Raw genomic sequence first — 19,637 nt, forward strand, 5'->3', positions numbered from 1 at the left:
CCCCGCAGCTACCTCCCCAAAGGCGGCATGGACTCGATCTACCCCACGACCGAAGATCCCCCCGACGCGGTTACACCACTACAGGGGACATGACCGTGACCGAGATGCACCACGCGCCGGACGCGCTCCTGGCACCGGCCAAGCTCACCCCGCCCCGTGCTTCCGAGCAGGCACCACCGCGCAGTCTCCGCCCGCACCCAGCGCACACCGCAGCGATGGCTCTACGCGCCCAGCGATCGAGGGCCGCGCAACCACCGGGGCAGAACTCCGCCCGGCCAAGCGTGCGCACCACTCTTATGAGCACCGCCGACCTGCCTCGCGTCACTCGCGGCTCCCCACAGGGAGGACTGCCGGATGCCGCCCACACCTTCGCTGCGCGCAAGGGCGGAGGTGCAGCGCGGGACACGTCGAGGCAAGCCACCCGCCCGGGGCGGCACCCATGCTCGTTCGCCGGGTCCGTGAGAGGCACGCGCCCATGAACACGTCATCCACCACATATTCCTGCGGATACATGCGCCGATCCGGCGCAGTCCCCGTCTCCGCCTGATCAGTGAGGAACGGAGGGTTTCACCGAGCACGGTCTGCAGCCCGAGCCCCAAGCGGTCCTCAGCCTCATCGCCGAAACCGGCACGCTGCTACTTCTCACCATCTGGCACGTGACCGTGACCAGACAGCCCCGTGCTGCCGGACCGCCCGTCAGGACACCCACCGGGAGCCGGGCAACCGCCCGCACACCACCCAACTGAACCACCACCACGAAGCCACCCGGGGGCCCGCGTCCTGGCTCGCGGTGCGGCGGGACTGGCAGAACGGAACGGCAGCGCAGGCGATCATACGGGTGCTCACCGGTTGCCAGGATTTCGTCTCGGCCCAGGCGCAGAACGCCGTACTGCTTGCCGCAGCCCCCTCGCTCGGCCTGGCCGCCGAGCACTCTTTACCACGCTGCACGAGCCGCAGGCGTACAGCTGTGTGGATGCTGACGCGAACAGACAGGCCGGCGGGCCGTACCCGTCTGCGTCCCGCCGAGCGGCCCTCAGCCGTGCCGCGGCTACAGCACACCCCGCCAGCGGACACCGACGTCGTCGAGAGGCGGGCCAGCCGCAGCGCTTGCGACATCGGCTTTGTCGCCGAACACACCGTCGACCTCAACGGCGTTATGTGCGCCGCCAGCCCCTCATTCCGGAACCAAGGAGTGCCCTCATGTACCTGGAACCGCGCCCAGGAAGCGCCTGGCCGAGCCCGCCCCTCCGCGAACTGAACGATGCCGTACGCGCCCTGCTCGGCCTGGACGACGACACCGCCGTCATAATCCGCCAGCTCACCCGTAGCGAAGTCGGCTACCCACCGATGGAGACCGTCGTCGAGGTGCTGTCCATGGACGGAGAGGCTCACCGCTGGAGGCTCCACCGCCCCGCGGAGCAGATCACCGAGGACGAGCTACGGGCCACCCTGCTCCACCCCCGACCGAGCTGACCGGAACCTGGCCTGACTGCCCGCACGACCAGACCGAGGTCTTCGGCCCGGTGGCCTCCACTCCGACCGCGTGGCGCCTTCTGGCCGGCATCGCCCCCGCCACCCTTGCAACACTGCGCACGGCTCGAGCTGCCGCCCGGGAGGTTGCCTGGCTGCAGGCCACCGAGACCAGGCACCGGATACCCACCACGCGGGCTGGCGGGCATGGCCTGCCAGGTCTGGTCCTGGGTATCGACGCAATCCTGGTCACCTGCCACGTAGCCCGCGGCACCTGACCGCGCAAGAAGTCCGACCCCGGCGACGCCCTGGTCCTAGCGAACATCCTGCGCACCGATATGCACGCCCACCGGCCCCTGCCAGACGACAGCGATCTGGCCCGCGCCATCACCGTCCTTGCTCGTGCCCAGCAGGACGCCACCTGGAACCGCCAGCAGATGGCCAACCAGCTCCGCTCCCTGCTGCGCGAGTACTACCCTGCCGCTCTGGACGCCTTCGCGACCTGGCAGAACGGCCTCTGCCGGCCCGAAGCCCGCGAGCTCCTCAAGGCCGCGCCGACCCCGGGCATGGCCGCGAAACTGACCCGTCCGCAGATCGCCGGCGCACTCAAGCGAGCCGGCCGCAAACGCGGCATCGAGGCCAAGGCCGAGCGGATCCGTGCAGTCTTCCGCGGCGACTTCGCCCACCAGCCGCCCCTGCTCGAGGATGCGCTCGGCCAGCAGATGCTCGCCCTTCTGGGCCAGCTGGAGGCCGCCTGCGTCGCCACCGACGACCTCGCCAAGGCGGTGGAGGAGGCGTTCCCTCAGCACCCGGACGCTGACGTGATCCTGAGCTTCCCCGGGCTCGGCACCCAGCTCGGCGCCCGGGTCCTCGCCGGGATCGGGGACGACCGCACACGGTTCAACCACGCTCGCGGCCTGAAAGCGTATGCGGGCTCCTCGCCCATCACCCGGGCCTCCGGAAAGAAGTCGAGCATCACCCGCCGGTGGGTCAAGAACGACCGGCTCAACCACGTCGGCTACCTCTGGGCGTTCTCCGCCATCACCGCCTCACCCGGCGCCAAGGCGCACTTGAGGTTCCCGACTTGTATTGGCCGTAGCGGAGCGCGGTCGGGTTGGCCGCTCGTAGCGTTCCGTAGGACGCTGGGCTGGATGGCTCGTGAGGTTCCTGCCGCCCTTCGGGGCTGGCCCGCTCGGGGTGTGCCGCCGGCCCGGTGTCCGGCCACGGTCTGACTCAACAGAGGCGTGTCCCGGCAGCGGTGTTCCCGAAGTTGGCGTGTCGGTCGTGGATGTCCTGTCGTCCGGCCCTGACCGGCTCGACTGGCTCCTCGGGGAGGGCGCGCAGGAGACGTAACAGCGTGTCCTTCGCCACCGGAACCCGGCGAGCCGCCGCGAGCCGGCTTCCCGGCCGCCCGGCCAGGGATACCGCGATGCTGGTCAGCATCCCACGCATCAGCGGGGTGAAGCGGGCATGCGGGCTGGTCAGACCGGCGACCTGTTCGACGAACGTCACGGCCGCGCAGGCTGCGTTGAGGCACCGGAACCGGCGCACCAGCAGTTCGATCACCACCCCGGCGCCGCTGACCGCCGCGTCCGACAGCCGTCTCAGATACCGGTCGTGCACCCGTCCCGAGGAACTGCCGCAGCGCTGGCACAGCCCATCGGCCGCACGCACCCGGGCATGCAGGGTGATCCTGCCGACCGTCCGCTCGACCAACTCGACCACGACACCGGCCAGATGAGGAAGAAGCGCCTCGAAGCTCTGCGAAGTACACGCGGCTCATGATCACAGCCGTGCGGCCCGGAGAACGCTCGATCACAAGATCAGCGACAGGGCCGAATTACGTGACCGCCGAGATCTTCAGCAGCCTACGGAAGAAACGCCTGGACGCGGTCTTGTCCCGGCGATTTTGTACGAGGATGTCCAGGACGTTGCCGTCCTGGTCGACGGCCCGCCACAGGTACTTCTGCTCTCCGTTGATCTTGATGAAGACCTCGTCCAGATGCCACTTGTCGCCGGGCCGGGGTCGGCGGCGGCGCAACACATGTGCGTAGGGCTGCCCGAACAAGCGACGGCGGCTGCACCCAGAGAATCCTGGGGTCGTTGGGGTCACCACCTGTCCAACTGGAAACTCAAGCGTACCGAGCACCGCAATCCGCCCCGGCCGGACGCATCCCGCGCGACGCGGGTCGGACCGAAGAAGGCCAGGCCGACCCGCCGGAAAACTACCTATATCACCGGTATTGGCTCTAGGGGGGTGCAGGCGGCTACCGGACTGTCACCACGGCCGGTTCGCTCTCGGTCCCGTCGGGGGCCACCGCCACGAGGGCGACGCGGGTGCCTGGGGCTACGGCATCGAGGACGTACGCGTCGCCGGAGATCCGGCCCAGCCACTTCGGCGACGCACCGGCGGTCCGCAGGTCGTAGTACCAGACCCCGTCGCGGGCCGACCGCCAGCGCAGCCCCACGGTCAGCCCGCTGCCGCTGTCGCTGGGGGCGCTCGCGTCGACGCGGAGTCCGGCGGGCGCCGACGGATGGTGCGCCGCGCCGCGCCGCGTGATCCGGAGCTCGCCGACGTACACGCTGTAGTTGCCCCGGGGCGCACCGGAAGACGCCGCCACACCCACGGAGACCGCAGTGATCAGTGCGCCACGGCGCGGAGCGGCCTCGAACTCGAGCCGCCGCCACCCGCCTGCGTCTGCTCGCCGGCTCTTCGCCGTCAGCCACACTGTGCGGTCCGGAGCACCGCCGTAGCTGACTCCGACGCGCACCAGGCCGGTAGAGCCCGGTGACCCGTCGCGCACGAGCAGGGACACCACCACCGGCCGGTCGGCGTCGATGGCCGTCTTGAACAACCGGGCCTCGGTACCGGCGCCTTGCCTCAGCGGACCGCTGAGGCGAAGAGAACTGCCGCCGTCGTAGGCCACAGCATGGTCGTAGTCGATGTGGAGCAATCCCGCCGCGCTGGTCCTCCCGTCCAGGTCGCGGGTCCACCACTGCCAGGTCGGCAGCACGTCCTGGATGCTCAGGCTGTACCAGACGCGCTGTGCGGCCTGGGCCCCGCGCAGGAAGAACCGGTCGCCCTGCCCGGTGTTGAAGCGGGTAGTGAACGGCAGTGTCCCGACGACCGACCGCTCCGTGATGAAGTTGGCGATGCCGTACTGCGGATCCCACGTCGGGCTCAGCACCTGCTCGACGGTGGGATGGACCGGGGTAGCGGGGACAGCCGGGTTCTCCGCTTTGCCCGACCAGAATTTGCGGTCCGCGATGTGGACCGCCTCCTGCAGTGCCGCCAGGTCGGACGCCTTCGAGCCGAGCTCGGCCTGGGTACGCCTGACCAGCCGGTCGGACTGGCTGTACAGCGCCAGACTTGCCGTCGGCGGCCGTTCTCCGTTGAGCGGGATGACCTGGTCGGCGTAGTAGTCGACGGCGTTGGCATGCACCCCGTCGTTCTCCTCCCCGATGTCCAGGGCGAAGAACAGCGTCTGGAAGGGGTCCAGGCCGCGCTGTTCGGCGAGTGCCACCGACGGCGCGACGTAGTCTTCCTCGGGGTGGGTCCAGCCCTTCTCCGGGAAGTTCTGCGGCCAGGCGTAGTTGATGAACATGCTGTCGACCTCGCGCCCGGGGACGATCCAGCCCGCGTTGTGCTCGTCGAATCGGTTCTCGTATTCGCCCTTGCCGTCCCTCCACAGCGCGTCGTACATCTGCAGGTAGAAGGCGGGCATGCCCTTCGCGTGCGCGCGGGCGTGCATGGACTCCAGCATCGCGGCAAGGTCATCGGCCTGACCGCGGGTGAACGTCTTTCCCTCGATGTTGAGGAAGTATCCGTCGTACCCGAAGTAGGCGGCGAGGTCGACAAGCTTGTCGCCGACCAGGTAGTTGCCCTTGGAGTCCTTGGCGATGAAGTCCGTGACCGCGCCCGGTGTCGCTGAGAAATAGGGCTGGAAGACGGTCCCGAGAGCCAGCGCGCCGTTGCGGTGGGTGGCGTCGACGCACGCCGCGTTCGGTGTGCAGTCATTACGGCCCGAGAGGCCCATCCAGTCGCCCACGTAGTCCTGGTACTGGGCGAACCTGGTGATGTACGGGTACTGGTCGAAGCCGTAGCGGGTGTGGCGGAAGGACGGCGCGTCGGCCTGGATCGGCCAGTAGAAGGTGTTGAGGCTGAAGATCTGCGGTCGCGGGCTCAGCCGCGGGTTGGCCTGTGTCGCCGCCGGCAGGTCGATCCTGCGGGCCCGCCGCACCTGGCTGCGCATGTAGGGCGCGTTGGGGTCGGCGGCGATGTCGTAGTCCAGGAGGGCTTGTACGCCCTCGGGGCTGCCCGGCTGAAGTTCCGTCTGGGTGGGGGGGAAGCTCGGGGCGGTGCCGGCGGGCGCGGCGCCGCGCGGCTGCGGCTCCGCGGCGGCGGCCGTCTGGCCGCCCCAGGTGCCCGCAGCGGTCGCCGCCAGCGTTGCCCCTGCTGCCGCGAGGAAACCGCGCCGGTGCATGGTAAAGGGCAACCGCGGCTCTTGCGACTGTCCGTCAGACATGTCACTTTCTTTCGTTTGATGGATGTGTGCTGTCACAGCGGAGACCGGGTCACTCCCGCCCGGCTCCCCGGTAGAGGTCGATCGGCTCGTCGTAGTCGATCCGGAACACGGTGGTCTGCGGGTCCAGGCAGTCCTCGGGGACATCGATGTAGAGCAGCCCCGGGACCTCGTCCAGGCTCGGCGTGGCGCGGAAGGTCAGCTCCCGGTCCGATCCGACGGCCGAGACCCGCTGCGGGGTACCGCGCACTCCGCGCAGTTCGATCGTGTCCACCGGCCGGTCGAACGCGAAGAGGTAGAGCGTGCGGCGGTCGGCGGAGAGGGTGGACGCGCCGTAGAAGTGGCCCTCGGGCAGACCCCGCCCGGTCGGGTAGATCGCCTCCTCATGACGGCGGATCCACTCGCCGAGGCCGCGCAGCCGCTCGGCCTGCTCCGGGCTGACGGTGCCGTCCTCGCGCGGCCCGACGCCGAGGAGGAGGTTGCCGCCCTTGCCGATGACCTGGGCGAACACCCGGACCAGCTGCCGCACCGACTTGTGGTTGCGGTCCTGGGGCTGCCACCCCCAGGAGTCGTTGAGGGTGAAGCACAGCTCCCACGGCCCGTCAGGGGCGTCCATCGGCAGGCCCTGCTCGGGGGTGGCGTAGTCACCGTGGTCGCTCAGCCGCCCGTTGACGACCGCCGTCGGCTGCAGCCGGTCCAGTTCGGCGCGGACAGCTGCCGCCTGCCACTGGTCCGCGTCGCGTTCCCACTCGCCGTCGAACCAGAGCAGGTCCAGCGGGCCGTAGTGGGTGCACATCTCGTTGAGCTGGGCCCGGTTGAACGCGAGGTAGCGCTGCCACGCCTCGGGGTCCTGTTCATCCGGTGCCGGGTAGGCGAACCGGTTGTTCGCGTACTGCTGGTGCGCCAGCACCCGCGGCAACACGGTGGGGTAGTCCGGGTGGGACCAGTCGGAGAGCGAGAAGTAGAGCCCTGCCCGCAGCCCCTGCGCCCGCATCGCGTCGACGTAGGGCCCGACGAGGTCGCGTCCGGCCGGCGTCTGCTTGACCACCGACAAGTCGCTCGCTGCCGTGTCGAACAGGGCGACCCCGTCGTGGTGCCGGGCGGTCAGGACGGCGTAGCGCGCTCCCGCGGAGGCGAACAACTCCGCCCAGCTTTCGGGGTCGTACCGCGAGGCGGTGAACCCGGACGCTTGGGCCATGTACCGGTCGTAGGGAATTTCACCGCGGAAGAACGACCAGGACTCGCTCACTCCTTCCACGGAGTAGATGCCCCAGTGGACGAAGATTCCGAGCTTCGCTTCCTGGAACCATGGCTGTAGTGCCATTGGTGGTGTCCTTTCCTGACTCTTAGCGTCCGCCGAAACCGGAGGACGCGATTCCCTTGATGAGATGGCGCTGCAGAAGTGCGAGCATCACCAGGCTCGGGACGATCGAAATGACGCACCCGGCCATCAGCAGTGACCACTGGGTGCCGTACTGGCTGGTAAACATGGACAGGCCCAGGGGAACCGTGGCCTTGCCCTGGTCATTGACGATGATCAGTGGCCACAGGTACGAGCCCCAGTACGCGACGAAGGTGAACACCGCCAGCACCGCGACCGTGGGCCGGATCAGCGGCAGGATGACGGACACCAGGGTCCGCAGCCGTCCGGCGCCGTCGATACTGGCCGCGTCCTCGAGTTCGGTGGGCATGCTGAGCATGAACTGCCGCAGCAGGAAAGCGCCGAACGGTCCGAAGGCCGCGGGGAGCACCAGGGCGGCATAGGTGTTTACCAGTCCGAGCTTCTGGACCAGGATGAAGAGCGGAACTGCCAGTGCCTCACTGGGCAGCAGCATCGTTGCCAGGAAGAGCAGGAAGAGCTTGTCGCGGAACCGGAACTGAAGCCGCGAGAAGGCGTACGCGGACAGCACGGAGACGATCACGTTCAGAAGCGTGCCGAGGCCGGCCACGAGCACGCTGTTCACGACGAAGCTTCCGAACGGGATGCTCTGCCAGGCATCGGAGAAGTTCGACCACATGACGCGGGAGCCGAACAGTTGCAGCCGGCCGTTGAAGATCTCGTCCTCTGGCTTGAGCGCGGTGAGCACGGTCCAGAGGAACGGGGCCGCGAAGACCAGCGCGACGACGGCCAGCGCGGCGGTGTTGAGCACCTTGCGGGCGGTGGCCCGACGGCGCCTGGCCGAGAGTGAGAGCAGCTCAGGCATAGTGCACCCACCTCCGCTGGCCTGCGAACTGCACCCCGGTCACGATCATGATCATTACGAAGAGCACCCAGCCGATGACGGAGGCGTATCCGAGCCGGTCGAAGGAGAAGCCGTTCTGGTACAGGTAGAGCACCAGGGTGTTGGTGCTCTGTCCCGGCCCGCCGCCGGTGAGCAGCTGCGGCTGGGTGAACACTTGGAAGGCGCTGATCACTGTCATCGTCGAGGTGAAGAACAGGGACGGGCTCAGCATCGGCAGCGTCACGGAGAAGAACCGCCGCAGCGGACCCGCGCCGTCGATGCGCGCGGCCTCGTACAGGTTGTCCTCTATCGCGTCGAGGCCGGCGCCCAGCACGATGAGGTTGTAGCCGAAGCTCTGCCAGATCGACAGCACGATCACCCAGACCATCGCCGTGGTGGGGTCCTGCAACCAGTCCGACCCGTGCCCGCCGAAGGCCCTGATGACCTGGTTGACCACGCCGTCCTGCTGCAGCATGAACCGCCACACCAGCGCATTCGCGACGCTGGGGGTGATCACCGGCAGGAAGAACAGCACTCGGAACAGGCCCTTGGCGTACACGCGGGTGTTCAGCCAGTTCGCCATGCCCAGGGCGCAGAGCAAGTTCAGTGGCGTGTAGATCACCACGAATATCAGGGTGTTGCGCAGCACCACCGGGAAGTTCACGTCCTTGGTGAACAGCTTGCGGTAGTTCGCCAGGCCTGTGAAGTGCACCCCGGTCGTCAGCCCCCAGTCGAAGAAGCTGACAACGAACGCCCCGATCAGCGGCAGGACCACGAAAAGGAGCAGGCCGAGCACCCCCGGTGCGAGGTAGATCAGGGCCAGCCGGCCGTCGCGGTTGCGTCGGCCTGTCCGTTGCGGCCGCGAGCCGGCGGGCTTGGCCGCCTTCTCGATGACTGCCATAGAACCTCTCTTCTTACGGGTTGGGCGAGGGGCGGCGGCGCACCGTAGTGGTCGCGCGTGGATCTGCTACTGCGCCGATGCTGAGACGTGCTGGAGAACCTGCGCGGCGCTCTGCCGTCCGCTGAAGCCGAGCGGGGAGTACTGTCCGAACAGGGTCTGCACGGCGTTCCAGTTCGGTGTGGTGCGCTGCGGCTCGGTGCTGCGGAGCACGGTCTTGAGCATCGTGACGTCCGCGGGCTGCTTGCCGGCCGCCCAGGCTGACTGGGCGGACTTCTGCGCCGGCATGATGCCCAGCTGAGCAGCGACCGCCTGCTCGGTCTTCGCACTGGTCAGGGCCAGCAGAACGTCCAGGGCCTTGCTCTTGTCCTTGCACGTCTTGGAGATGCCCCACCCGGAGCCCTCGGTCATGACCGGTCCATTGCCGGTGGCGCTCGGTGCCGGGGCGATCCCGAAGTGGACGTTCTTGTAGCCGGCGATCTGGCTGTACTGCCAGGTGCCGTCGACGATCATTCCGATCTTGCCGGTGCTGAAGCGGTCCTCCACCGTCGTCTTGTCCTGGGTGACGACCTCGGAGGTGGCATGGTCGGCGGCGCCCAGGTCGAAGTACTGCTTCAGCACCTGCTCGAGCTTGGGGTTGTTGACGAGCTTGAGGTTGCCGGCGTCGTCGCGCCAGGTGGCGCCGTTGCCGATGGCGAAGGAGGTGAAGTAGTCGAACCCGGACGACGGCGCGAAGCCGTAATTGCCGTCCCTGGTGAGCGCCTTGGCGGCGGCCGCGAACTCGGCGGTGGTGAAGTTCGGCCCGGGCGCCGGGATGTGGTACTTCGCGAACAGGTCCTTGTTGTAGTACACGACGAACGGCTCGGCGTCGTAGGGCAGTCCATAGAGCTTTCCACCGACCGTCATGCCCTTGATCATGGAAGCGTCGTAGCTCGACACGTCGACGTTCTTGTTCTTGAGCAGATCGTCCAGGGGGGTCAGCAGCGGCTGGAGTTCCTGTGTGCGAGCGGACTGCGTGGTGATCAGACAGGGGCCGCTGCCACCGCTGTACTGGGTCTTGACCTTGGTCCAGTAGTCGCTGAAACTCGGCCCCTGATATTTGATCTTGGTATTGGGGACCTGTGGCTGCGCGGCCTTCACGAAAGCGTCCCACTGCGCCTCGCTGCCCGCGGCCCAGGTGAACATCTGGCCGCTCATGTCGGCCGAGGTGGCCGAGCCTGAGCCGCAAGCGGTCATCATCGTGCTGCTGATCATCGCTGCGCAGGCGACCGCCAGTCTGGTCCATACCCGTCGTCGAGCCACTGGCTTCTCCTCATCCTGGATTCACGGGGCGCGGCGATACAAGGATTCAGAAGAGCCGCCCGGTGCACCGCGACGCCTATCGGCAGCACGGAGTGAAGCAGCAGCGCGACAGCAACGTCAATGCATTGATCCAACATTTACGGTCGAGGCTTGAATGAAATGCCCGATATGGCCAGATAATCTGGGTGAAGCATCCGATGTTTTGGGTTGCGGCCTCCAGGCCGGACCCCGGCCCCTGCCCGGTGCGCCCTTCCGACCCCGGGCGGAGACGGGCTGGGCGGCGTCCGCCGGCGGCACCCAGCTCTTCGTCGAGCCGCAGCTGCTGCAGACCGCCAGCCTGGGCCGGGTCAGCCCGACCTGGTCACCGAACCAGCTCGCGTACGTCTACGCCTTTTTGCAGGGCGACTTCAACGCCTGCTGGTGTCGGTGAGCCCGGACCACCAGCCCCGCTCCCTGGGACGTGGGGCCGTGATCGCCGGCCCGCAGAGTGAAACTCCAGTAGGCGACGCCCAGGGGGTCGGTGTGACTTTACTCGATCTCGTGCACGTCACCGGGCCGTGCGAGGAAGACGTCACCGGCACAGAGTCGTGGTGCTCCGCGGCGACGCTGAACCGCCCGGCGCCGCTGTAGGCGAGGCAGGCCTCATAGCAGGAATGCCGGTGCCAGTAGTTGCGCCGTGGCGACGTCAGACAGAAGCCCCAACGAGGTATTCGGGAGGAGCGAAGCTTCATGGTGCTGATCTCCTTGGCTATGGCCGGGCTCAATGGGGCGATGGGGAGCGGGTAGGCCAGCGTGCCGGGCCGGGGCGTCATGCCCGTTCCGATGGGCTGAATCAGGGAGGCTCCGGTACCGGTTGGCCGCCAGCCCTCATCCGAGCGTCCAGCCGGTACCGGCCTGAGCGGTACTTGGGGGGCCAGAACCGCTCGTGTGAACCGCAATCATCGGAGTGGTTGCGGTAACGAGGACGATACGAGCCTGACACAAGGCTGGCAAAAGGAGACCTCGGATGAATCCCAACCGTGACTTGCAGCGTTCAGCCCCTTGCCCAACTTGCTCAACTGGCCTGTAACCCTTGCCTGATCTGCGACTTTTGACTGGCACCCTATACGGGGCGCCGGAAACGTCGGAGGACTTCTTGCAGTTCGGAGCGGTCCCTCGTATGGTCGTCGCACCGAATATTCATCCGATGTATCGGCTGTCGAGGGCATTGGCCCTCGGGCCGACGGGAGGCCAGACTTGAAGCTGATGCGGATCGGAGCGCCTGGAGCGGAGACTCCAGCGGTCCTCACCGACGACGGTGGGACGTTTGCTCTCTCGGGCCTGACCCGCGACATCGACGGGGAGTTCCTCGCCGCCGGCGGCGTAGACAAGGTCCGGATCGCCCTGGCCGAGGGTTCGCTGCCGCGCCTCGACGCGGCGGGCTTGCGGATCGGCGCACCTGTCGCCCGCCCGGGCAAGGTGGTGTGCGTCGGTCTCAACTACCGCGACCACGCCGAGGAGACGGGCGCCGTCATTCCGGGCCGGCCGGTGGTCTTCATGAAGGACGCCTCCACCGTCTCGGGGCCGTACGACCCGGTACCGATTCCCCGCGGCTCCACCAAGACCGATTGGGAGGTCGAACTCGCGGTCGTCATCGGCCGCGAGGCCCGCTACCTGAGCGACCCCTCCGAGGCGGCCGCCTGCATCGCCGGCTACGCGATCAGCAACGACGTCTCCGAGCGGGAGTTCCAGCTCGAGTACTCCGCCCAGTGGGACCTCGGCAAGTCGTGCGAGGGGTTCAACCCGCTCGGCCCCTGGCTGGTCACCCCGGACGAGGTCGGTGACCCGCAGACGCTGGACCTTCGGCTGGACGTCAACGACGTCACGCGCCAGAACGGCAACACCAAGAACATGATCTTCGACGTCGCGTACCTGGTCTGGTATCTGAGCCAGTACTTGGTGCTGCGCCCCGGCGACGTCATCAACACCGGCACCCCGGCCGGCGTGGCCCTGGGCCTGCCCGGCACCCCCTACCTGCGCGAGGGAGACACCGTCGAACTGGCCATCGACGGCCTCGGCACCCAGCGCCAGACCTTCTCCAACGCGTGAAAGGCACCACGTTGCCCACGAGCACAGCGCGGATCACCGCCGTCGACACCTACGACATCCGCTTCCCCACCTCGCGGGAACTGGACGGCTCCGACGCGATGAATCCCGACCCCGACTACTCCGCCGCCTACGTCGTCCTGCGCACCTCCGCAGGCGGCCACGAAGGCCACGGCTTCACCTTCACCATCGGCCGTGGCAACGACGTCCAGGTCGCCGCCATCGGCGCGCTGCGCGAGCACATCGTCGGCCGGCCGGTCGCCGAGCTGTGTGCCGACCCCGGCACCCTGTACCGCGACCTCATCGGCGACAGCCAACTGCGCTGGCTCGGCCCTGAGAAGGGCGTGATGCACATGGCCATCGGCGCCGTCGTCAACGCGGTCTGGGACCTCGCGGCCAAGCGCGAGGGCAAGCCGCTGTGGCAGCTGCTCGCCGACGCCGACCCCGCGTGGCTGGTCTCCCAGGTCGACTTCCGCTACATCGCCGACGCCCTCTCGCCCGACGAGGCCCTTGAGCTGCTCACCAAGGGCAAGCAGGGCGCCGGCGAGCGCGCCGCCCACCTGCGGCGGCGCGGCTACCCCGCCTACACCACCTCGCCCGGCTGGCTCGGCTACTCCGACGAGAAGCTCACCCGCCTCGCCACGCAGGCGGTGGCCGACGGTTTCACCCAGATCAAGTTGAAGGTCGGCGCCGACCTGGCGGACGACATCCGCCGCTGCCGCACCGCCCGGGAAGCCGTCGGCCCGGACATCCGGATGGCGATCGACGCCAACCAGCGCTGGGACGTCGCCGAGGCCATCGAGTGGACCAACGCGCTCGCCGAGTTCGACCCGTACTGGATCGAGGAACCCACCAGCCCCGACGACGTGCTCGGCCATGCCGCCGTCCGGCTGGGCGTCCACCCGGTCAAGGTCGCCACCGGCGAGCACGTGCAGAACCGGATCATCTTCAAGCAGCTGCTCCAGGCGGGCGCCATCGATGTCCTCCAGCTGGACTCCGCGCGCGTGGGTGGCGTCAACGAGAACCTGGCGATCCTGCTGCTGGCCGCCAAGTTCGGCGTCCCGGTCTGCCCGCACGCCGGCGGGGTGGGCCTGTGCGAGCTGGTCCAGCACCTGTCGATGTTCGACTACGTCGCCCTGTCCGGGACGGTCGAGGACCGGGTGATCGAGTTCGTCGACCACCTCCACCAGCACTTCCTGGACCCGGTGGCGATCGACGGCGGCCACTACCGGGCACCCGCCGCGCCTGGCTTCTCGGCCACCATGCACCACGCCACCATCGACACCTACCGCTACCCCGACGGCTCGTTCTGGGCGGCCGACCTGGCCCGCACGGATACCGAGGAGCGCTCATGACCACCGCCCTCGACGGGCTCACCGCCCTGGTCACCGGCGGTGCCTCCGGCATCGGACTGGCCACCGCCCGACTGCTCAGCGAGCGCGGAGCCGACGTCACCGTCCTGGACCTCGACCCCAGCGACGTCCATGCCCCGCTGCGCGGCTTCACCGCCGACGTCGCCGACGACCAGTCCGTGCGTGCGGCCGTTCACACGGCGGCCGAAGCACTCGGCGGGATCGACATTCTGGTCAACAACGCCGGCATCGGCGCAGCCGGGACCGTGGAGGACAACCCGGACGAGCAGTGGCACCGAGTCCTGGACGTCAACGTGCTCGGCATCGTCCGCACCACCCGTGCCGCCCTGCCGTACCTGCGCCGCTCCGCCTCCGCCTCCGTGATCAACACCTGCTCCATCGCCGCGACCGCCGGACTGCCGCAGCGCGCGCTTTACTCGGCGAGCAAGGGCGCCATCCTCTCGCTCACCCTGGCCATGGCCGCCGACCACGTCCGCGAGGGCATCCGCGTCAACTGCGTCAACCCGGGTACCGTCGACACTCCGTGGGTCGGACGGCTGCTGGAGGCCGCCGCCGACCCTGCCGCCGAACGCGCCGCCCTCGACGCCCGCCAGCCCACCGGACGCCTGGTCACCGCCCAGGAGGTGGCCGCCGCCATCGCCTACCTCGCCTCCCCCGCCTCCGGTTCGGTCACCGGCACCGCGCTCGCGGTGGACGGCGGCATGGCCGGCCTGCGCCTGCGCCCGGCCGAACGGTGAGCACCATGGACGCACCTCACATCCGGCTCGGCCGCAGCGCCGTGACCACCACCCGCCTCGCCTTCGGCGGCGCGGCACTCGGCAACCTCTTCACCCCCATCCGCCATGCCACGGCCGAGGCCGCCGTCGAGGCCGCCTGGCAGTCCGGAGTCCGCGCCTTCGACACCGCCCCGCACTACGGGCTGGGCCTGTCCGAGATCCGTCTCGGCGCCGCGCTGCGCGAGCGGCCACGCGCCGGGTACACACTCTCCACCAAGGTCGGACGAATCCTCGAACCGCTCGCCGTGCCTGCGGGCGACGACCTCGCCAACGGCTTCGCCGTCCCCGCAACTCACCTTCGCCGGTGGGACTTCACCGCCGACGGCGTACGGCGCAGCCTGGAGGGGAGCCTGGAGCGACTGGGTCTGGACCGCGTGGACGTGGTCTACCTGCACGACCCGGACGACCACCTGGTGCAGGCCCTGGACGAGGCCTACCCCGCGCTGGAGCGGCTGCGCTCGGAGGGTGTGGTCGGGGCCATCGGGGCCGGAATGAACCACTCTGCTCCGCTCGCCCGCTTCGTGCGGGAGACCGACGTGGACGTGGTGCTGCTGGCCGGCCGCTACACGCTGCTGGACCAGTCGGCGCTGGCCGACCTGCTGCCCGCCGCGGCCGAGCGCGGGGTGTCCGTGGTGGTCGGCGGGGTGTTCAACTCCGGTCTGCTGGCGGATCCCGGGCCGGGGGCGACGTTCGACTACGCGGCGGCGCCGCCGGAGCTGATGGACCGGGCGCTGAAGATGCAGCAGGTGTGCGAGCGGCACGGCGTGACGCTGCGGGCCGCGGCTGTACGCTTCGCTCTCGGGCATCCCGCGGTGGCGAGCGTGCTGGTGGGGGTGCGCAGGGCAGGCGAGATCGTTGACGCGGCCAAGCAGCTCGACACGCCGATTCCGGCCGCCCTCTGGGACGACCTGCGCGACAGCGGCCAGCTGCCTGCCGACGCTCCCGTACCGGAAGGCGGTGAGCGGTGAGGATCGCGCTGTTCATCACGTGCTTCAACGACACCATGTTCCCTGACACCGGCAAGGCCGTGGTGCGCGTGCTGGAGCGGCTCGGCCACCGGGTGGAGTTCCCCGAAGCGCAGACCTGCTGCGGGCAGATGCACTTCAATACCGGCTACCGGCCGGACGCCATGCCACTGGTCAGCGGTTTCGCCCGCGTGTTCGGCGAGTACGACGCCGTCGTCACCCCGTCCGCCTCCTGCGCGGGCATGGTGCGGGACAGCCACCCGGTGCTGGCCGAGCAGTACGGCCACGACCGGCTGCGCCGCGAGGTCGCCGAACTCGTCCCCAGGGTCCATGAGTTCACCGAGTTCCTGACCGAGGTCCTGAAGGTCGAGGACGTCGGCGCTTCGTTTCCCCACAGGGTCGCCTACCACCCCACCTGCCACTCCCTGCGGGGGCTTCGCCTCGGCGACCGGCCCGAGCGGCTGCTGCGCGCGGTCCGCGGGCTGGAGCTGATCGACCTCCGCCGGGCGGACTCCTGCTGCGGCTTCGGCGGCACCTTCGCCGTGAAGAACGCCGGCACCTCGGCGGCCATGCTGGCCGACAAGACGGCCGAGGTGACGGCGGCCGGCGTCGACGTGCTGTGCGCCGCGGACAACTCCTGCCTGATGCACATCGGCGGCGGCCTGTCCCGGCAGAGCTCGCCTGTACGCACCATGCACCTGGCCGAGATCCTGGCCGCCACGGAAGGAGGCCGGAAATGACCGGAGCGACGGGCGAGCGCGGCGTGGTGTTCCTGGGCAGCCCCGCCTTCCCGGACGCCGCCCGCACGGCTCTCGCCGACGACCGGCTGCGGGCGAACCTGCGGCGCGCGACGACCACCATCCGCGACAGGCGGCTGGCCGTCACCGGAGAGCTGGACGACTGGGAGGAATTGCGGACCTCAGGCGAGGCGGTCAAGCGCCACACGCTCCGTCATCTCCCCTACTACCTTGAGCGGTTGGAGGAGTCGGTCACGGCGGCCGGCGGCATCGTGCACTGGGCGGCCGACGCGGCCGAGGCGAACCGGATCGTCACGGAGCTGGTTCGGGCCACCGGCGAGAGCGAGGTGGTCAAGATCAAGTCGATGGCCACCCAGGAGATCGGCCTCAACGAGGCCCTCGCCGAGGCCGGTATCACCGCCTGTGAGACCGACTTGGCGGAGCTGATCGTCCAGCTCGGCGACGACCGGCCCTCACACATCCTGGTCCCCGCCATCCACAAGGCCCGCGGCGAGATCCGCGACCTGTTCACCGCCGAGATGGGGAACTGGGGCCGCCCCGCCCCCGAGGGGCTCACCGAGGAGCCCGCGGCCCTGGCCGAGGCCGCCCGTCTGCACCTGCGGGAGAAGTTCCTGCGCGCCAAGGTCGCCGTGTCCGGCGCCAACTTCGCCTGCGCCGACACCGGCACCGTCGCCGTGGTGGAGTCCGAGGGCAACGGCCGGATGTGCCTGACCCTGCCCGAGACGCTGATCACCGTGATGGGCATCGAGAAGGTCCTGCCCGCCTTCACCGATCTGGAGGTCTTCCTCCAGTTGCTGCCCCGTTCCTCCACCGGCGAGCGGATGAACCCGTACACCTCTCTGTGGACCGGCACCACCCCCGGCGACGGCCCGTCCGCGTTCCACCTGGTGCTGCTCGACAACGGCCGCACCGACACGCTCGCCGACGAGGTCGGACGGCAGGCGCTCAACTGCATCCGCTGCTCCGCCTGTCTCAATGTCTGCCCGGTTTACGAGCGCACCGGCGGTCACGCCTACGGCTCGGTCTACCCGGGCCCGATCGGCGCCGTCCTCACCCCGCAGCTGGTCGGCGTGGAGCATGCGGCGAGCCTGCCGTTCGCGTCCACGCTGTGCGGGGCCTGTTACGACGCCTGCCCCGTCAAGATCAACATTCCCGAGGTGCTCACCCACCTGCGTGCCAAGGCCGTCGAGGCCAAGGCCGCCGAGCGGCGCCTGCCCACGCTGGAGGCGCTCGCCATGAAGGGTGCGACAGCCGTCCTGGCCTCGCCGACCCGGCTGGCGCTCGCGCAGCGTGCCGCGCGCCTCGGTGGACGCCCGCTCGCCCGGCGGGGGCGGATCGGCCGGCTGCCCGGGCCGCTCCGAGGCTGGTCCGACACCCGGGACACGCCGACGCCCCCGGCGGAGTCCTTCCGTGCCTGGTGGCGCGCCAACCGCGAAGGAGAGCAGCGATGAGCAGCCGTGACACCACCCTCGGGCGCCTTCGCGCGGCACTGAGCGACGTCCCGCCCACCGAACGTCCCGACGATCCGCCGATCCCGCGCGGCTACCGGCGCAGCCACGCCGAGGGGGCGCTCGTGGACCTGTTCGCCGAGCGCGTCGCCGACTACCGCGCCACGGTGACCGTCGCCGACGACAGCCTCGCTGCCATGGTCATCGGCGAGGTGCTCACCCTCCGCGGCCTGACCAGGGCCGTGGTACCGGACGGATTTCCCATCCACTGGCTGCCCGAAGGGGCCTGGACCTGGCTCGCCGACGAGCCGCCGCTCACCGTGGCCGCACTCGACGGGATCGCGGCGGTGCTCAGTACGGCCGCCATCGCCATCGCCGAGACCGGCACGCTCGTCCTCGACGCGGGTGAAGGCCAGGGACGCCGCGTCCTGACACTGCTGCCGGACTACCACCTCTGCGTGGTCCGGACGGAACAGATCGCGGGGGATCTCCCCGAGGCCCTCGCCCTGCTCGACCCCACCCGCCCGCTGACCTTCATCTCGGGCCCGTCGGCCACCAGCGACATCGAACTCGACCGGGTGGAGGGCGTGCACGGCCCGCGCACCCTGGATGTCGTCATCCTCACCCGCAAGGAGAACGTATGAGAGTCGCCCTGCACACCCGTGTCAAGCCCGAGCGGGTCGAGGACTACGAGGCCGCGCACCGCGCCGTGCCCACAGAACTGACGGCCGCGATCCGGGCCGCCGGCGTCAGCTCCTGGACGATCTGGCGCAGCGGGTACGAGCTGTTCCATCTGCTGGAGTGCGAGGACTACGCACGGCTGCTCGCCGAACTGGAGCACCTGCCGGTCAATCTCGGCTGGCAGACGCGCATGGCCGAACTGCTCGACGTCGTCCACGACTACTCCGAGGGCGGGGCTGAGGCCGGCCTGCCGATGGTGTGGGAGCTGTGAGGGGCCTCCCGATCGTCGACGCGCACCACCACGTCTGGGATCTGGCGGTCCGGGACCAGCCCTGGATCACCGGCGCGGCGCTCGCCCCGCTGCGGCGCTCGTTCTCACTGGACGACCTGCGCCCCGCGGCCGAGGCCGCCGGCGTGACGGCCACCGTGCTGGTACAGACCATCACGGTCGCCGAGGAGACCCCCGAGTTCCTCACCCTCGCCGACGGCGACCCGCTGGTGGCAGGCGTCGTCGGCTGGACCGATCTCACCGCACCCGACATCGCTGACACGCTCGCCCGCCTCCGCGAACTCCCCGGCGGGGACCGGCTGGTGGGAATCCGCCACCAGGTGCAGGAGGAACCCGACCCGCACTGGCTGCTGCGCCCCGACGTCCGGCGGGGCCTGCTCGCGGTGGCCGAGGCCGGTCTCGTGTACGACCTGGTCGTCCAACCGCATCAGCTGCCGGCCGCGATCGGCGCAGCAGCCGGACTCACCGGGCTCACCTTCGTCCTCGACCACCTGGGCAAGCCTCCGATCGCGGCGGGAGTGCTCGAGCCGTGGGCGGGCCGGATCCGGCGCCTGGCCGCGCTGCCGAACACCGTCGCCAAACTCTCCGGGCTGCTCACCGAGGCCGCGCCCGGGGCCGGTGTGGAGGACCTGCGGCCGTACGTCGACACCGCCCTGGTGGCATTCGGGCCGCACCGGCTGATGTTTGGCTCCGACTGGCCCGTGAGCACCCTGGCGGCCGGCTACCAGCAGGTGGTCGACACCACCAAGGACCTGCTCGCCGGACTCAGTGCCGGGGAGCAGGCCGCCGTCCTCTCGCGGACAGCGACCCGGATATACGCGCTGAAACGCTGAGTTCAGGCAAATGG

At 69.4% G+C, this 19,637-nt stretch carries 16 protein-coding genes and 3 pseudogenes; 12 read left to right on the forward strand and 7 right to left on the reverse strand.

Features of this window, described 5'->3' with window-relative positions; translation table 11 throughout:
• The first annotated feature begins 1,200 nt into the window (after positions 1-1,200).
• Both ACWD5D_RS41345 and ACWD5D_RS41350 read left to right on the forward strand, forming a co-directional pair.
• A complete protein-coding gene (locus tag ACWD5D_RS41345; protein ID WP_451377916.1) occupies positions 1,201-1,473 on the forward strand; it encodes a hypothetical protein in 273 nt (90 codons plus the stop codon).
• Positions 1,474-1,751: 278 nt separating this feature from the next.
• A pseudogene (locus ACWD5D_RS41350) lies at positions 1,752-2,546 on the forward strand (IS110 family transposase); the annotation flags it as partial.
• 157 nt (positions 2,547-2,703) lie between these two features.
• Here ACWD5D_RS41350 and ACWD5D_RS41355 read toward each other — a convergent pair.
• From ACWD5D_RS41355 to ACWD5D_RS41385, 7 genes and pseudogenes are all read right to left on the reverse strand, one after another.
• Positions 2,704-3,195 (reverse strand): hypothetical protein, encoded by a 492-nt coding sequence (locus tag ACWD5D_RS41355; protein WP_451377917.1) that lies wholly within the window; start codon positions 3,193-3,195, stop codon positions 2,704-2,706.
• A gap of 133 nt (positions 3,196-3,328) precedes the next feature.
• Positions 3,329-3,535: pseudogene (locus ACWD5D_RS41360) on the reverse strand (DDE-type integrase/transposase/recombinase); the annotation flags it as partial.
• A 202-nt stretch (positions 3,536-3,737) separates the two neighbouring features.
• A complete protein-coding gene (locus ACWD5D_RS41365) occupies positions 3,738-5,954 on the reverse strand; it encodes an endo-beta-N-acetylglucosaminidase (RefSeq protein ID WP_451377918.1) in 2,217 nt (738 codons plus the stop codon).
• 91 nt (positions 5,955-6,045) lie between these two features.
• On the reverse strand, positions 6,046-7,317 hold the full coding sequence (locus ACWD5D_RS41370; protein WP_451377919.1) for an alpha-L-fucosidase: 1,272 nt from the start codon (positions 7,315-7,317) through the stop codon (positions 6,046-6,048).
• Positions 7,318-7,339: 22 nt separating this feature from the next.
• Positions 7,340-8,197, reverse strand: a complete 858-nt coding sequence (locus ACWD5D_RS41375; protein ID WP_451377920.1) for a carbohydrate ABC transporter permease — start codon at positions 8,195-8,197, stop codon at positions 7,340-7,342.
• Positions 8,190-9,116 (reverse strand): carbohydrate ABC transporter permease, encoded by a 927-nt coding sequence (locus ACWD5D_RS41380; RefSeq protein WP_451377921.1) that lies wholly within the window; start codon positions 9,114-9,116, stop codon positions 8,190-8,192. The genes ACWD5D_RS41375 and ACWD5D_RS41380 overlap by 8 nt, the downstream gene beginning before the upstream one ends.
• Before the next feature lie 66 nt (positions 9,117-9,182).
• On the reverse strand, positions 9,183-10,367 hold the full coding sequence (locus tag ACWD5D_RS41385; protein WP_451377922.1) for an ABC transporter substrate-binding protein: 1,185 nt from the start codon (positions 10,365-10,367) through the stop codon (positions 9,183-9,185).
• 328 nt (positions 10,368-10,695) lie between these two features.
• Here ACWD5D_RS41385 and ACWD5D_RS41390 point away from each other — a divergent pair.
• The 10 genes and pseudogenes from ACWD5D_RS41390 to ACWD5D_RS41435 all read left to right on the forward strand — a co-directional run.
• Positions 10,696-10,827: pseudogene (locus tag ACWD5D_RS41390) on the forward strand (carbohydrate ABC transporter permease); the annotation flags it as partial.
• 824 nt (positions 10,828-11,651) lie between these two features.
• A complete protein-coding gene (locus tag ACWD5D_RS41395) occupies positions 11,652-12,503 on the forward strand; it encodes a fumarylacetoacetate hydrolase family protein (protein WP_451377923.1) in 852 nt (283 codons plus the stop codon).
• An 11-nt stretch (positions 12,504-12,514) separates the two neighbouring features.
• Positions 12,515-13,855 (forward strand): L-fuconate dehydratase, encoded by a 1,341-nt coding sequence (locus ACWD5D_RS41400; protein WP_451377924.1) that lies wholly within the window; start codon positions 12,515-12,517, stop codon positions 13,853-13,855.
• Positions 13,852-14,610, forward strand: coding sequence for an SDR family NAD(P)-dependent oxidoreductase (locus tag ACWD5D_RS41405; protein ID WP_451377925.1), 759 nt, complete (start codon positions 13,852-13,854; stop codon positions 14,608-14,610). Before ACWD5D_RS41400 ends, ACWD5D_RS41405 begins: the two co-directional genes overlap by 4 nt.
• 5 nt (positions 14,611-14,615) lie before the next feature.
• Positions 14,616-15,617, forward strand: a complete 1,002-nt coding sequence (locus ACWD5D_RS41410) for an aldo/keto reductase (protein ID WP_451377926.1) — start codon at positions 14,616-14,618, stop codon at positions 15,615-15,617.
• Positions 15,614-16,354 carry a (Fe-S)-binding protein gene (locus ACWD5D_RS41415; protein WP_451377927.1) on the forward strand — a complete coding sequence of 247 codons (741 nt, stop codon included), beginning with the start codon at positions 15,614-15,616 and terminating at the stop codon, positions 16,352-16,354. Before ACWD5D_RS41410 ends, ACWD5D_RS41415 begins: the two co-directional genes overlap by 4 nt.
• On the forward strand, positions 16,351-17,823 hold the full coding sequence (locus ACWD5D_RS41420; RefSeq protein WP_451377928.1) for a lactate utilization protein B: 1,473 nt from the start codon (positions 16,351-16,353) through the stop codon (positions 17,821-17,823). Before ACWD5D_RS41415 ends, ACWD5D_RS41420 begins: the two co-directional genes overlap by 4 nt.
• Positions 17,820-18,464 (forward strand): LutC/YkgG family protein, encoded by a 645-nt coding sequence (locus ACWD5D_RS41425; RefSeq protein WP_451377929.1) that lies wholly within the window; start codon positions 17,820-17,822, stop codon positions 18,462-18,464. Before ACWD5D_RS41420 ends, ACWD5D_RS41425 begins: the two co-directional genes overlap by 4 nt.
• Positions 18,461-18,772, forward strand: coding sequence for an L-rhamnose mutarotase (locus tag ACWD5D_RS41430; protein WP_451377930.1), 312 nt, complete (start codon positions 18,461-18,463; stop codon positions 18,770-18,772). The genes ACWD5D_RS41425 and ACWD5D_RS41430 overlap by 4 nt, the downstream gene beginning before the upstream one ends.
• Positions 18,769-19,623, forward strand: coding sequence for an amidohydrolase family protein (locus tag ACWD5D_RS41435; RefSeq protein WP_451377931.1), 855 nt, complete (start codon positions 18,769-18,771; stop codon positions 19,621-19,623). Before ACWD5D_RS41430 ends, ACWD5D_RS41435 begins: the two co-directional genes overlap by 4 nt.
• Positions 19,624-19,637: the final 14 nt, after the last annotated feature.

Source organism: Streptomyces sp. NPDC002520 (genome assembly GCF_053595235.1).

Excerpts from the sequence above, each read along its gene's own strand:
- ACWD5D_RS41345 (WP_451377916.1), top strand. The coding sequence starts at position 1,201 with ATGTACCTGGAACCGCGCCCAGGAAGCGCCTGGCCGAGCCCGCCCCTC.
- ACWD5D_RS41365 (WP_451377918.1), bottom strand. The coding sequence starts at position 5,954 with ATGCACCGGCGCGGTTTCCTCGCGGCAGCAGGGGCAACGCTGGCGGCG.
- ACWD5D_RS41370 (WP_451377919.1), bottom strand. The coding sequence starts at position 7,317 with ATGGCACTACAGCCATGGTTCCAGGAAGCGAAGCTCGGAATCTTCGTC.
- ACWD5D_RS41375 (WP_451377920.1), bottom strand. The coding sequence starts at position 8,197 with ATGCCTGAGCTGCTCTCACTCTCGGCCAGGCGCCGTCGGGCCACCGCC.
- ACWD5D_RS41380 (WP_451377921.1), bottom strand. The coding sequence starts at position 9,116 with ATGGCAGTCATCGAGAAGGCGGCCAAGCCCGCCGGCTCGCGGCCGCAA.
- ACWD5D_RS41385 (WP_451377922.1), bottom strand. The coding sequence starts at position 10,367 with ATGATCAGCAGCACGATGATGACCGCTTGCGGCTCAGGCTCGGCCACC.
- ACWD5D_RS41405 (WP_451377925.1), top strand. The coding sequence starts at position 13,852 with ATGACCACCGCCCTCGACGGGCTCACCGCCCTGGTCACCGGCGGTGCC.
- ACWD5D_RS41410 (WP_451377926.1), top strand. The coding sequence starts at position 14,616 with ATGGACGCACCTCACATCCGGCTCGGCCGCAGCGCCGTGACCACCACC.
- ACWD5D_RS41420 (WP_451377928.1), top strand. The coding sequence starts at position 16,351 with ATGACCGGAGCGACGGGCGAGCGCGGCGTGGTGTTCCTGGGCAGCCCC.
- ACWD5D_RS41425 (WP_451377929.1), top strand. The coding sequence starts at position 17,820 with ATGAGCAGCCGTGACACCACCCTCGGGCGCCTTCGCGCGGCACTGAGC.
- ACWD5D_RS41430 (WP_451377930.1), top strand. The coding sequence starts at position 18,461 with ATGAGAGTCGCCCTGCACACCCGTGTCAAGCCCGAGCGGGTCGAGGAC.